The sequence below is a fragment of the Mesorhizobium sp. C268A genome (assembly GCF_040324475.1).
In the GTDB taxonomy this organism is placed as follows: Bacteria; Pseudomonadota; Alphaproteobacteria; order Rhizobiales; family Rhizobiaceae; genus Mesorhizobium.
The window spans coordinates 1,396,005-1,409,374 of record NZ_JAMYVX010000001.1; the positions used below are offsets into that span (position 1 = coordinate 1,396,005).

The following is a 13,370-nucleotide window of genomic DNA, read 5'->3' on the forward strand; positions in this document are numbered from 1 at the left end:
AGACGAGGACATGATGAAAACGGACAGGAGCCTCGCAAACCGACTTGAATCCGAGATCTGAGCGAAGGCAATGGGAAAGGCAGCCAGACCCTGACCACAATGGCAAATCAAAACCCGGCTCAGGAGGATCACGCTCGGCGTACGCTACGTCCATCGCGTACGCTGGCAAAGCGCGGATCGCAGATTACCCTCTATATTCATGTGAGAATTGACGATCCCTATCAGGCCCGCCACCCCAGATCGACACTGATTACAAACGCAATTCCGAAGCCAATTTGTCAGACGCATCCGGTCGCCGCACGCATGCCCAACACACCTACCGAGAGGGCAGTGACATACTCCGCGGTACAGCGTTTCATGGTCAGCCCTCCATCACTCGGTTGACACCCTGCTGAAGACTGTCAGCTGCGCGGCGGCGAGATCACGACATCAACCCGTGCGAGCCCATGCTTCGGACCCGAGAGATCCGCTTGAACCGCGGCCGGGTTCTTTAGGGCGTGTCCAGGGTCGTAGACCAAGCAGATGACATGGTCGACTTGTGGATTCTTGCCATAGTCAAGGAAGTCCGTCGCAAGTTCGGACTTTATCTTTTTGGCGTCGGTAGCCTTACGGACGTACTTCAGCTCAACCAGCGCGCGCAGGGGTTTGAGGTAGAATTCGCATCGCGCCGACGACCCGGCGACAGAGGGATTCCATTCCTCGTTGCGGACGTCCGGAATGTAGGCGGCAAGGATAGCCTGGAAAAGATACTGGCAATCCCACTCGTCCTTAATGATGAAGACCGTACCATTATGGGGATGGTCCTTTAGGCTGAGAACTGACTCGTGGAAACGTCGGGCCAGACCGAGCACCAGGTCGACATCTGCTTCCATAGGGTTTGCGGATGGTGTTTGCGACTTCTTCGACGCGACGTAGTCTATGGCAGCCGCTGTGCTGCCCACCTGACGCCGAGCGACTGTAACGAGGAAAGGGGGCCCATCCACCTTGTTGTCGGCTTGGTACTTTTGATCCTCGCGGTCGAGTTCTTCCGCCATCGTTTGGACCCAGGCCCGATAGTTGGTGAGCTCGTTTTCGAAGACCTCCGGCGAGGCGAACCGCTCGCTGGGGATATGGGTGTCTCCCACAAACTCCATGGAGAAGTGGTAGAGGGTGGTGATGATATTCTTGCAGCTGCTGTACCAACTGGCTCGATGAGCGCCGGTGTAACCTCGCAACTCGCCCATCGCTTCGTTGAAGTCATCATGGATGGCGCTACGCGCCTTTGCCATATATTCAAGGCCCCAGAGCGCCCACTCCATCTTGTCCACAGTCTTGGTCCTCTCGAAAAGCAGTCCACCTTTTGCGACTTTGTGGTCGATAGAACTGGCACCGCAAACTGTCTAGCGTAAAGCAGAACTAAGTTAAGCTTGCAGTGATCTGCACGAATGATCGCTGTCAGAACGCGGCAGGAGGCTGCGGCGAGCAGCTCTGATCGGAGTTGCTCTTGTGGGATCTCGTGCCAAGCGCAGGGGCCTTGGAGGTCACGGTTTGAGGTCAATCGTCACAGTCAACACGTCCGCGTGGGAGACCGCTGTAGCGCAAAGCTGCCGCTATGTTCGGAAACTTTCGAGTGGACTTCATTCCGCAACGACGCATTGGTTGGTGGCAGCAGGGCAACCAAAAGCCTCGACTTCTCCAGCCCGCCAGGATGGTGGGCTTCAGTCAGTACAAGCGCCGGAATGGTCCGGGCTTCTAACTCACGGAGACCTGAAATGGCCATCCTCAACAACAACACCACCATGCACAGCTAAGATTGGCACGCTTGCCAGAGAGGTGTCGTTCCGTGAGCCGAGCCCCACAGCAGTTCCTAGCTAGAAACAAGACTGAGTCAGCGGCAGCCTGGCGCCAAGCTGACACCACATAGGTGCTCCAAATGATTCTTGACTGCAAGGGGAACTCTGAGCTAAGTATCTGCTATTACTCATAAATTTGGACACGGCAATGCAGAATGAGGATCCTGGCGCCCCAGCCAAATCACATGCCTTTGGAATCAATGATTTACCGACCTTATCGATGGCTGCCGTCAGGAGCTATCTGACTCCCACGCGACCCCGACTCCGTTGACAGACCCGGGGCCGTGCGGAGAGGATCAGTAATCGTTGTCGTCCTGGATGACGACGGGATGATGCCGATGATGTCGATAATAGCGATGATGGCTGCGCTCGATCGAGCCGGTCACGATGACCGTATCCCGGCGATGATGTCTGCGGCCGTGGTCGTAGAAGGCAACCGTGCCGTGTCTGCGGTGATGAAGGCGTTGACCCTGGTCATTGATGACCTTTACGCTCCTGTGATGATGTCGATGGTGGGTCGTGATGACCACGTCAGCTTCGGCTGCCGGAGCTATCGTCGGCATGGCAATGAACAGCGCCAAGGCGCTCACGATCATTGTTTTCATTGTAATATCTCCACCTGCTAATTATCCCTTCGCGGGGATAACCGCGTCCCATCCCTTTGGTTCCGAGTAGCGTCGTCGGTCCACGGGCGCGATCAGTGACGGCTGCTCCCGTGCAACACGGCGTATCGAAAGAAGAAGTTGCGACAGCAGCTCCTGTTGGCAACTTCTGGTAAAGGCGCTCTTTCAAGCCGACCACCAGGGTTACGCCACTCGACAAAGGAGCGCTGCACAGGACCCTTCTATGTCGTCGCGTTCGATCTCCTGATCTGTGACGGAAAACACCCGTCTTGCGAGGAAGACCGTCGGCACAATTTGTGAGATTTACGAGACCAATCAGGCCATTTCAGATCCCATAGGTCGGGCCGTCTCAGATCCCGTAAGAAAGTGCAAGGTAAACCACCGGCGCCAAGATCAGCAGAACCGCGATTCCGATAACCACTGCGATTGCCAGGCGCTCTGTTCGCCTGACAAGCTCAGCGACCTTGTCGTCGTCAGCCGATGGTATGAGGTCAAGAACGGAAGAAACTTCCGCAGGACTGTCGTTGTCGTTTGCGGGTCGGGTTGCGCCGTCACGCACTGATCTCTGGACAAAGGTCACTGTCAGCCTCTCTATTGAACGAACACCGCTTGGCGGTGTCACGACGATCGGGTGCCCGCTAACCTCTCAGGAATGGCGGGCACCCGATTGACCACCGATGAAGGGACTCATGCTCGGCAGCCGGGTTCCAATGTATCGGGAGGGCATAGGTTGCCCGCCTTCGGGCCTATGGCTCCGACGTCAGGACTTCAGTCATACCCTGTTCGGACCTTGGTCTGGCAATCGACGAAGCGATGGCCGCCATTTTGTTTCGACGCAGAAAATGCGGGAACATTAGTAGGCTCTTACGAGTTCACTCCCAGCAACTAGTTCGGGAGAGATACGGTGAACAACATAATCTGGCTCATCGGAGCAGTCGTTATCGTGATTGCGATACTGAGCTTCCTGGGCTTCCGATAAACGTGGCAGCTGAATTGCTGTCGGAGCCTATTGCCATCTGCGCCTTGTAGGCATCGCTTTCGCGTTGGCCGGCGCTTTGCATGTGGGCTTTGGCGTTCGCTCTCAGGTGGCGCTTAAATTCCTTCTCTTCGAACCTTACAGAATGCGCGTCGCAAGCAGGTCGCAAGGGCGACGGTCCTGTTGCAACAGTCGGATCGAGGCCATCGCCGACGAAATCAACAAAGCATGCTGCGTCAGCTCGCCTCGCGCATCGCCTCGGCGGCCTGCAGATCGACCGAGACCAGTTGGCTGACGCCCTGCTCGGCCATGGTCACGCCGAACAGGCGGTTCATGCGCGCCATCGTGATCGGGTTGTGGGTGATGATGACGAAGCGCGTCTCGGTGGTCGCGGCCATTTCGTCCATAAGGTTGCAGAAGCGCTCGACATTGTGATCGTCGAGCGGCGCGTCGACTTCGTCGAGCACGCAGATCGGCGCCGGATTGGTCAGGAACACGGCAAATATCAGCGACATCGCCGTCAGTGCCTGCTCGCCGCCGGACAGCAGCGTCATGGTCTGCGGCTTCTTGCCGGGCGGACGTGCCAGGATTTCGAGCCCGGCTTCGAGCGGGTCGTCGGATTCGATCAGCTGCAGTTCGGCCGTGCCGCCACCGAACAGATGCGAGAACAGCCGCTGGAAATGGCCGTTGACCACCTCGAAAGCGGCAAGCAGCCGTTCGCGGCCTTCGCGGTTCAGGCTCTGGATCGCTTGCCTGAGCTTGCGGATCGCCTCGATGATGTCCTCGCGCTCGGAGACGATGGTCTCCAGCCGGTCCGACAATTCCTTCTGCTCTTCCTCGGCGCGCAGATTGACGGCGCCGAGCCGCTCGCGCTCAACCTTCAGCCGGTCGAGCTGGCGCTCGATCTCGGCCATTTCCGGCATCGGGCTGTCGGCTTCCAGGCCAGTATGGCGAATGACCAGATGCGGCGGCGTGTTCAGCGTTTCCTGGATGCGCGCCTCGACCTCGAGCCGGCGCTCATCGGCGGCGGTCAATCGCTCTTCGGCGCGGACGCGGGTTTCGCGGGAATCGGCCAGCGACTGGATGGCCGCAGTGGCGGCCTTGTCCAGCTCGGCCTGCTTGTTCTCGGCCTCCTGCAAACGGTCGGCGGCCGCCTTGCGCAAGGTCTCGGCCTCGGTCAGCTGCGACAGCAGCGCGCGCCGCCTGGCGTCGATCTCGTCGGGGGCGTCGGCCAGCGTTTCGCGCTCGGCCTCGGCCTCGGCCCTGCGCTCGCCCAGCGAGGCAATCTGCGTCGAGGCGTTTTCGGCCCGCTGCAACCAGTTGCTGCGCTCGGCGCCGATGGCGTCGAGCCGGCGCGTGCGCGCCTCGGCTTCGCGGCGCAGGCCTTCATGGACGGCGCGCGCGTCGGCCAAGGTTGCGCGGTCCCTGCCGACATTGGCGGCGGATTGTTCAAGCTGCAATTGCAGGTCGCCGAGATCGGGGGCGTCCTGCAGCAGCATTTCGGCCTCGGCGAAGGCGGCGGCCGTTTCTTCATGGCTGTCGACGATTCGTGCGCGCGCCTCGTCCAGGGCGGCGCGGCGGCTTGCCAGCTCGCCACCGGCCTTTTCGGCCTCGGCCAGCGCGCTGCGGGCGGCGTCCAGGCCGTGCTGGGCATCGCGCCCGGCCTGGCGGGCATTGCGTTCGGCCTCACTCGCCTGGCGGAGTGCATGTTCGGCCTGGGCAAGGGCAGCCTCTGCCTCGCGCATGATCTGCGTCGCCTGCACCGCCTCGGCATCGAGCTCGGCCAGCCGGTTCTTCTGCGCCAGCCTTTGCGCGGCCGCGGTCGGTGCATCGGCGCTGGCGGTCAGCCCGTCCCAGCGCCACAGCGCGCCGTCACGGCTGACCAGCCGCTGGCCGGGGGCAAGCAGCGTCTGCAGGCGTTTGCCGTCGGCGGCATCGACGATGCCGATCTGCGCCAACCGGCGGGCAAGCTGCGAAGGCGCGCGCACCACGCTGGCGAGGCTCTTGAGGCCTTCCGGCAAGGCCGCATCGCCTGGTTGAACCTGGCTTTCGCCCCAGTGCACCGGCGCGCTGCGGTCGAGCGGCACGTCGAGATCCTCGCCAAGCGCAGCACCAAGGGCCGTCTCATAGCCGCGTTCGACGCTGAGTTGCTCCAGCACCGACGGGAAAAGATCGCCGCTGGCGGCATTGAGGATCTTGGCCAGCGTGCGGGCTTCGGTCTCGATGCCGGCGAGTTCGGCCCTGGCATCCTGCAGCGGCGGACGGGCGGCACTCTCGGTGGCGCGCGCCTCGGCGACCGCCTGTTCGGCAGCAATGGCGCCGGCCTCGGCCTCCTCCAACCGGGCGAGCGCGTCCTCGACCAGAGCGCGCTTCTCGGCGGGATCGGGCAAGCCCGCAACCTTCGACATAATCTCGGACAATTCGCGGTCGACATCGGCCAGATGGCGGGCAAAGCGATCGCGGCGTTCGGCGTTTTCGCGCAGCGTGCGTTCGATCTGATTGCGCGCGGCGGCGGCCTCGGCGCGTTCGGCGGTTAGCGCAGCGAGCTTGGCTTCGCTCTGCGACAGCGTTGCGCCGGCCTGCTCGAAAGCGGCCCGCGTCGTGGCCTCGCGCTCGGCGGCGCCGGCATTTTCGGAATTGAGCGTGGCTTCTTCCTCGCGCAGGCGCTCAAGAATATCCGCATTGTCGCGCACCATGCGCTCTTCGCGCGCGATGTCGCCGTCGAGCTGCTGCAGCCGGCGCTCAAGTTCGGCCTGGCGGGCGCGGATGCGGCCCGCCTCCTCCTCGATCTGCGCCTTGGCGATCGACAGGCGCTGGAAGGCGGCGGCAGCCGCGGCCTCGGCGTCACGCAGGTCCGGCAGCCGGTGGGCGCCGATGCCTTGCTCCCGGGCGGCAGCCATCTGGGCGGCGGCGCGGTCGCCGACCAGAGCTGTGGCAACCGCCAGCGCCGACCGCGCATCGCCCTCCTGGGTCTTGGCCAGCGTCCAGCGCAGATGCAAGAGCGTGGCTTCCGCCTTGCGGATATCGGCCGACAGGTTCTTGAAGCGCGATGCCTGGCGCGCCTGGCGCTTAAGGCTTTCGATCTGGCTCTCCAGTTCGCCGACGACATCGTCCAGCCGTTCCAGATTCTGTTCGGCCGCCTTCAGCCGAAGCTCGGCCTCGTGACGGCGCGTGTGCAGGCCGGAAATGCCGGCGGCTTCTTCGAGCAGCGCGCGGCGCGCCTGCGGCTTGGCCTGGATCAGTTCGCCGATGCGGCCCTGTCCGACCATGGATGGCGAGCGCGCGCCGGTCGACTGGTCGGCGAACAGAAGCTGCACGTCCTTGGCGCGGGCTTCCTTGCCGTTGATGCGGTAGAGCGAGCCGGCTTCGCGCTCGATTCGGCGCGACACTTGCAATTCATCGGCGTCGTTGAAGGCGGCGGGCGCGGTCCGGTCGCTATTGTCGAGGAACAGCGTGACTTCGGCGGTGTTGCGGGCCGGGCGCGTTCCCGAGCCGGAAAAGATCACGTCGTCCATGCCGGACGCGCGCATGTTCTTGTATGAGCTTTCGCCCATCACCCAGCGCATCGCCTCGACAAGGTTCGACTTGCCGCAGCCATTCGGCCCGACAATGCCGGTCAGGCCGCGTTCGATGACGAACTCGCCGGGTTCGACGAAGGACTTGAAGCCGAGGAGGCGAAGGCGCGAAAACTTCATTCGCGCCTGCCTGGAAGGCACAAAGGTGCGCTGACGCCGAAGCGCAGTCGCTCCGGCGCCGCCTGGACGTCAGAGCAGAGGGTCGATGATGGCCGATATTTCCTCAATCGACATCGCACCTTTGTAGGTTTTCCCGTTGATGAAGAAGGTCGGCGTCGAGTCGACCTTGAATTCATCGGCGCCGCGCTTCTGGACCGATCTCACATCGTCCAGAAGTTTCTGGTCCGTCAAGCAGGCCTCGAAGGACTCCTGTGTAAAACCGGCGAGCTTGGAGATCTGCAGCAGCGCATCCTTGGTATTGTTGACGCCGACCCAGTTGGCCTGCTGCTTGAACAGCACGTCGACCATCGGGAAATAATTGTCCTTCGAACACCGCGCCAGCATGAAACCGGCCTCGGCGCTCGGATCGAACGGGAATTCGCGCAGGATGTAACGCGCCTTGCCGGTGTCGATGTATTTGGTCTTCAACTCAGGGAAGGTGGTCGCGGCGAAATGCGCACAATGCGGGCAGGTCATCGAGGCATATTCGACGATGGTGACCTTGGCGTCATCCTTGCCGAGCTGCTTGTCGGGCAAAGCGCCGGGCTTCAGCAGTTCGGCCATGTCGACATTGCCGGAAGACTCCGGGACCTTGACGGCGGCCGGAGTGGCAGGCGTCGAAGCAGGCGCGGGAGCCGCAGGCTTCACATCCGCTGCTTTGGCATCCTCGCCTGAATCGCTGCATGCGGCGAGCATAGCCACTGCCGGAATGACGGCCAGCGAAGACAGGAGGTTTCTGCGGGACAAGCTACGGTTCATGCGAATCACCTGACTGTGGTTTGATTTTGCAACGCAAAGGCTAGAAAAGGCGAGAGTTGGCGGGAATTAAGGCATCGCCGTCCCCATTCCAATCGCCAAACTCTACATGCAGGATCACGAATGCGCGAGATAGATGACGCGTTCATGACCGACTGATTACCGGTTGATTACCTTGGCCGCTTCCTTTGGCCAAGAATTGTGGCGCCAAGACGCTCCAGCGAGGCGCGCAAGCCTTCATCCTCGATCTTGCCGACGGTATCGGACAATTTGGCCTTTTCGACGGAAGTCAGTGCTCTCGGCGTCGGTTTCGGCCGGGCTTTGTCCCTCAGCACCGGCTTTTGCACGATCCGGATCCTGCCGATCGCGTTGAAGCCGAGAAAGGCATTGACGCGGTTGATGATCTCGCCGGTCTCGTGCTGTAGGTGCAGCGCGGCCATGCCCTCGCAGGCGATGACCAGCACCGCCGGCTCGAACGGATCGTCCTCATGCATGCGGCGCGGCCACTGGATTTTTTCGGGGCGCGAATGGCCGGCGAGCCTGGGGCCGGCGATCTCTTCCCATGACTGCACCAGCCCGATCGAAATGCCGGCCCGCTTGCGCAGCACGGGGTCGAGGATCGCGGTCGCGAGATCGCTCACCGGAACGGGATTGCCGTAAGGCGTTCTCCCTGCCATGTACGTTCTCCAGCCACGCTCCTCACCAGCCTAGAGCCAGCCCGCGATCAATGGCACTGCACGAACAGACCCGCAAGGCCGCATCCGGACCAACTCTATCGGGAGAGATCGCCGCGCGTCTGCTTGCCTGGTACGACGCGCACCATCGCGAACTGCCGTGGCGGATCACGCCGCACGCCGCGGCCGGCGGTGCACGGCCGGACCCCTATCGCATCTGGCTTTCGGAAGTGATGCTGCAGCAGACCACGGTCGAAGCGGTAAAATCCTATTTTCGCGCCTTTGTCGAGAAATGGCCTGATGTGAAGGCGCTGGCGGCTGCGCCGGCCGAGGATGTGATGAAGGCCTGGGCCGGGCTCGGCTATTATTCACGGGCGCGCAACCTCAAGGCCTGCGCCGATCTGGTTGCGAGCCAGGGCGGCCGTTTTCCCGACAACGAAACGGGATTGAGGGAATTGCCGGGGATCGGCGCCTATACGGCGGCGGCGATCGCGGCGATCGCCTTCGACCGTCCGGCGGCGGTCGTCGACGGCAATGTCGAACGTGTCATCTCGCGGCTCTATTCGATCGCAACGCCGCTCAGCGAGGCAAAGCCTGAAATCCGCGCGCTCGTCGAAAGACTGGTTCCGCAGACAAGGCCGGGCGACTTCGCCCAGGCAATGATGGACCTTGGCGCCACGATCTGCACGCCAAGACGGCCGCGCTGCATGCTGTGCCCGGTGCGCGAGGATTGCAGCGCCATCCTGTCCGGCGACCCCGAGCGCTTTCCGGTCCGCCTGCCCAAGGTCGACAAACCACTCAGGCGGGGTGCCGCCTTCGTCGCCGAGCGCGGCGACGGCGCCATCCTGTTGCGCAAGCGGCCTGACAAGGGCCTGCTCGGCGGCATGACCGAGGTGCCGACCACAGGTTGGACAGCGCGGATCGACGGTGCAACCACTTCGGAGGCAGCGCCCTTCCCTGCCGACTGGCGGCGCGCTGGAGAGATCGCGCATGTCTTCACCCATTTCGCGCTCGAGCTCGAAGTCTTTCACGCTCAAGTGAAAAGTGATGCGCCGGAAGGGCATTTCTGGTCGCTGGCCCATGACATTTCCGGAGAAGCGCTGCCGACGGTCATGAAAAAGGTCATCGAAGCAGCGATACCGGGCGCAACCAAAAAACACCGCCCGATTGACTAGCATTCGCTTTGAAAGGCCAGAAATGACTGAAATCCGCCATATCGTGTTCGACATCGGCCGCGTCTTGCTCCACTACGATCCGAACATTCCGTTCAGCCGCCTCATTCCCGATGCCGAAGAGCGCAAGTGGTTCTTCGACAATGTCTGCACGCATGACTGGAACATCGAGCAGGACCGTGGCCGGACGTGGGAAGAGGCGGAAGCGCTGCTGATCGCGGATTACCCGGATCACGCTGAAAACATTCGCAATTTCCGACGCTATTGGAACGACATGGTGCCGCATGCCTATGAGGACAGCGTCGCCATCATGCTCGGCCTGATCGAGAGCGGCCACGACGTGACCATGCTGACGAACTTCGCCGCCGACACACTTGCCGAGGCACGACTGCGCTTCGATTTCCTTAGCCGCCCGCGCGGCGTGACCGTGTCGGCCGATATCCGTGAGATCAAGCCCGACCGCGCCATCTACGACCATCACGTCGCCGCGTTCGGTCTCGAACCGTCAGCCACGCTGTTCATCGACGACAGCCCCAGAAATATCGATGGCGCCAGGGTGGCCGGCTGGAATGCTGTGCTGTTCACAGATGCAAAAACGCTCAAGGCGGACCTTGAGCGGTATGGCATCGCGGTATGAGCCGCGCAGAGGCCGGAAGGTAGCGCTCTACGACTTTACACCCTGAGATCAAGCCCCTGCCCGCTCCATGCCGAGCCTGGCGATGCGGCGCAGTTCGTCGATCGGGGTCAGGCCGCCCGAGCGCTCATAGTGCCAGAAGGTCCAGCCGTTGCAGGCGTCCAGGCCCTGCACTTCGGCGCCGATCTTGTGGATCGAGCCGGCGCTGTCGCCGATCGCCACCGTGCCGTCGGCGCGTACCTTGGCCGACCAGCGCTTCTTGGCATCGTAAAGCGTAGCGCCGGGCTGCATAAGCCCGGTATCGATGAGGCTGACAAAGGCGACGCGCGGCTCGGCGCGCTTGCCGGTGAGCACGGCGAGATCGGCGCTTTCCAGCGGCCGCACCGCATCGATGCGCTCGTTGGCGGCGTCGATATAGGCCTGTTCGCGCTCGATGCCGACGAAGTGACGGCCAAGCCGCTTGGCCACGGCGCCGGTGGTGCCGGAGCCGAAAAACGGGTCGAGCACGATGTCGCCCGGCTTGGTTGAGGCCATCATGATGCGGGCGAGCAGCGCTTCCGGCTTCTGCGTCGGATGCAGCTTGTCGCCATTGTCGTTCTTCAGCCGCTCGCCGCCAGTGCAGATCGGGAACAGCCAGTCGGAGCGCATCTGGATGTCGTCGTTCGATGCCTTCATGGCTTCGTAATTGAAGGTATAGCCCTTGCCCTTCTGGTCGCGCGAGGCCCAGATCATGGTCTCATGCGCGTTCTGGAAGCGGCGGCCGCGGAAGTTCGGCATTGGGTTGGTCTTGCGCCAGACGACATCGTTGAGGATCCAGAAGCCGAGATCCTGCATCTTGGCGCCGACGCGGAAGATGTTGTGGTAGGAGCCGATGACCCAGATGGTGCCATTGGGCTTCAGCACGCGGCGTGCCGCCAGGAGCCAGGCGCGGGTGAAGGCGTCATAGGCCTCGAAACTCTCGAACTGGTCCCAATCATCGTCGACGGCGTCAACCTTGGACTGGTCGGGCCGGTGCAAATCGCCGTCGAGCTGCAGATTGTAAGGCGGATCGGCGAAGATGACGTCGATGGATTTTTCCGGCAGCCGGTCGAGCGCGGCGACACAATCGCCCTTGAGGATCGTGTCCAGCCACTCGGATTGCTGGGGGGCGTGGGAGAGGTCGGCGAGAAGACGCACGGCAGACATTTTTACACCCAAGGCACGCGTTACTGTTTACTCCCCGTTATGGTTACCGATCAGCGTAAATATTCGGTGAAGGACGCAACGGTCCAGGCAGCCCTGACGTCGTCAATTTGCGCAGCCCGGCCCGTTGGTGTATGTCGCGCCGCTTGAGCCTTGCCGGGCCTCCATCACCCTCCCTCGTTCGGATTGCCATGCCCCAGCCAGAACTTGTCATCTTCGATTGCGACGGCGTGCTCGTCGATTCCGAAATCATCGCAGCCCGCGTCGAGGCCGAATTGCTGACCTTGGCCGGATATGAAATCTCGGCTGAGGAATACGCCGAAACCTATGCCGGACTGACCTTCAAGGACATCATGATGCGGGTCGAGGCGAAGTCCGCGATCCCGTTCCAGGCCTCGATGATCGACCGCGCCGAAGAGCTGGTCGACCGCAAACTGCGCAGCGACGTGCGCGCCATCGACGGCGTGCGCGAGGCGGTCGCGGCGGTGACCGCGCCGCGCTGCGTCTGCTCGAACTCACGCTCCGAGCGGATCGAGTTCATGCTGGAGAAAGTGGGCCTGCTGCCGTTCTTCGCCGGCCGGATTTTTTCAGCGCTGGAAATACCAAGCAAGAAAACCAAGCCCGCGCCGGATGTGTTCCTGATCGCGGCGGAGCAACTCAACGCCAATCCGGCAAACACCTTCGTCATCGAGGATTCGGTGCACGGCGTCACCGGCGCCAGGGCCGCCGGCATGCGCGTGATCGGCTTCACCGGCGCCGCGCACAGCTATCCCGGCCATGCCGATGTGCTGACCGAAGCCGGAGCCGAAACCGTCATCCGCCGCTGGGCCGAACTGAAAAGTGTGATTGCCGCTCTGTCGGAGTGGTCGGACGCCTGAACCGATCAGTCCTTGGCTTTGGCCGACCTGGCCGGTTTCTTCTTAGCCCTGTTGTAGGCAATCGCGGCGCGGACGAGCGCTTTCAGCGCATCCGCATCGATCACGTCGCCCTCCGACACATCGATGGCGCGCCACACCTTGCCGTTGAGCCCGTTGTTGAACAGCCTGTCGGGATCCGACAGGCTGGCGCCGTGAGAAAAGGTCAGCTTCACCTTGTCCTTGTGAGCGTTGCCGACGGCGATCATGCCGTCGCGTGACCATACCGGGCTGCCCATCCACTTCCACTCCTCGATGATTTCCGGGTCGGCGTCGAGGATGGTCTTGCGCAGGCTGGCCAACGTCTTGCCCCGCCAATCGTCCAGCTCCCGGATTCGGGCATCTATCCGCTCGGAGGCAGAGGCGCCTCCCTCATCCTTGCTCGATATGCTGATCTTCATGGTCTGCCTCCGTTCACATCTTCTCGCCGGGCAATCGGCTGGCCTGCTTCACCCAGGAGGCGAAGCGGGCTTCGTCGATCTCTTCGCCTTCATGGATGTCGAGATAGCGCACTTCCTTTTGCCTGGAACCGCCGGGAGGCACAGGATCGAGCGACGTGCCGCGAAAGTAGGCGACTTTGACGTATCTGGTGAAGCAATGCAGGCTGAGGAACCAACCCTCGCCCTCGATGCCATAGAACGGTGAGTTCCACTTCACCGCCTTGCAGACGCCGGGGACGGCGCTGACGATAAGTGCGTCGATCCAGCGCCCGACATCGCTTTTCCAGCCCGGCATGGCAGCAATATATGCCTGCACCGGAGCGTCCCCATAGGCCTTCGGGATCTGCGGGTTGCCGCCCGAAAGCAGGACCGGCTTTTCCGGCTTGTCTGGGGCCGGTTTTGCGACCTTCGATTTTCCCGGCGCCTTGGCCAT

General features: G+C 62.3%; 11 protein-coding genes. 3 read left to right on the top strand and 8 right to left on the bottom strand.

The annotated features are described in order from the left end of the window. Positions 1-401: 401 nt before the first annotated feature. The 5 genes from NKL06_RS06970 to NKL06_RS06990 all read right to left on the bottom strand — a co-directional run bounded on the left by NKL06_RS06970 (position 402) and on the right by NKL06_RS06990 (position 8,598). Positions 402-1,298, bottom strand: coding sequence for a PD-(D/E)XK nuclease domain-containing protein (locus tag NKL06_RS06970; protein WP_050587061.1), 897 nt, complete (start codon positions 1,296-1,298; stop codon positions 402-404). 830 nt (positions 1,299-2,128) lie between these two features. Then, positions 2,129-2,437 carry a hypothetical protein gene (locus NKL06_RS06975; RefSeq protein ID WP_023670691.1) on the bottom strand — a complete coding sequence of 103 codons (309 nt, stop codon included), beginning with the start codon at positions 2,435-2,437 and terminating at the stop codon, positions 2,129-2,131. A 1,230-nt stretch (positions 2,438-3,667) separates the two neighbouring features. After that, complete coding sequence (gene smc, locus NKL06_RS06980; RefSeq protein WP_286460781.1) at positions 3,668-7,126, bottom strand: chromosome segregation protein SMC; 3,459 nt, start codon at positions 7,124-7,126, stop codon at positions 3,668-3,670. A 69-nt stretch (positions 7,127-7,195) separates the two neighbouring features. After that, positions 7,196-7,924 (bottom strand): DsbA family protein, encoded by a 729-nt coding sequence (locus NKL06_RS06985; RefSeq protein ID WP_023692056.1) that lies wholly within the window; start codon positions 7,922-7,924, stop codon positions 7,196-7,198. A gap of 167 nt (positions 7,925-8,091) precedes the next feature. Beyond that, positions 8,092-8,598 carry a DUF721 domain-containing protein gene (locus NKL06_RS06990; protein ID WP_023687168.1) on the bottom strand — a complete coding sequence of 169 codons (507 nt, stop codon included), beginning with the start codon at positions 8,596-8,598 and terminating at the stop codon, positions 8,092-8,094. Positions 8,599-8,648: 50 nt separating this feature from the next. On the opposite strand from NKL06_RS06990, the gene mutY reads away from it, so the two are divergent. Together mutY and NKL06_RS07000 are read left to right on the top strand one after the other, a co-directional pair. Then, on the top strand, positions 8,649-9,770 hold the full coding sequence (gene mutY, locus NKL06_RS06995) for an A/G-specific adenine glycosylase (protein ID WP_023692057.1): 1,122 nt from the start codon (positions 8,649-8,651) through the stop codon (positions 9,768-9,770). A gap of 22 nt (positions 9,771-9,792) precedes the next feature. Beyond that, positions 9,793-10,404, top strand: coding sequence for an HAD family hydrolase (locus NKL06_RS07000; RefSeq protein ID WP_023692058.1), 612 nt, complete (start codon positions 9,793-9,795; stop codon positions 10,402-10,404). 48 nt (positions 10,405-10,452) lie between these two features. Here the strand turns inward: NKL06_RS07000 and NKL06_RS07005 are convergent, their stop codons facing one another. Then, positions 10,453-11,586: a site-specific DNA-methyltransferase gene (locus tag NKL06_RS07005; protein WP_023687165.1), complete on the bottom strand. Its 1,134-nt coding sequence runs from the start codon at positions 11,584-11,586 to the stop codon at positions 10,453-10,455. A 188-nt stretch (positions 11,587-11,774) separates the two neighbouring features. Here NKL06_RS07005 and NKL06_RS07010 point away from each other — a divergent pair, with 188 nt between their 5' ends. Next, positions 11,775-12,461, top strand: a complete 687-nt coding sequence (locus NKL06_RS07010) for an HAD family hydrolase (protein WP_023692059.1) — start codon at positions 11,775-11,777, stop codon at positions 12,459-12,461. 5 nt (positions 12,462-12,466) lie between these two features. Here NKL06_RS07010 and NKL06_RS07015 read toward each other — a convergent pair whose 3' ends face one another. Both NKL06_RS07015 and NKL06_RS07020 read right to left on the bottom strand, forming a co-directional pair. Continuing rightward, a complete protein-coding gene (locus NKL06_RS07015) occupies positions 12,467-12,898 on the bottom strand; it encodes a DUF1801 domain-containing protein (protein ID WP_023807490.1) in 432 nt (143 codons plus the stop codon). Between the two features lie 13 nt (positions 12,899-12,911). After that, positions 12,912-13,370, bottom strand: coding sequence for a DUF1801 domain-containing protein (locus NKL06_RS07020; RefSeq protein ID WP_023692060.1), 459 nt, complete (start codon positions 13,368-13,370; stop codon positions 12,912-12,914).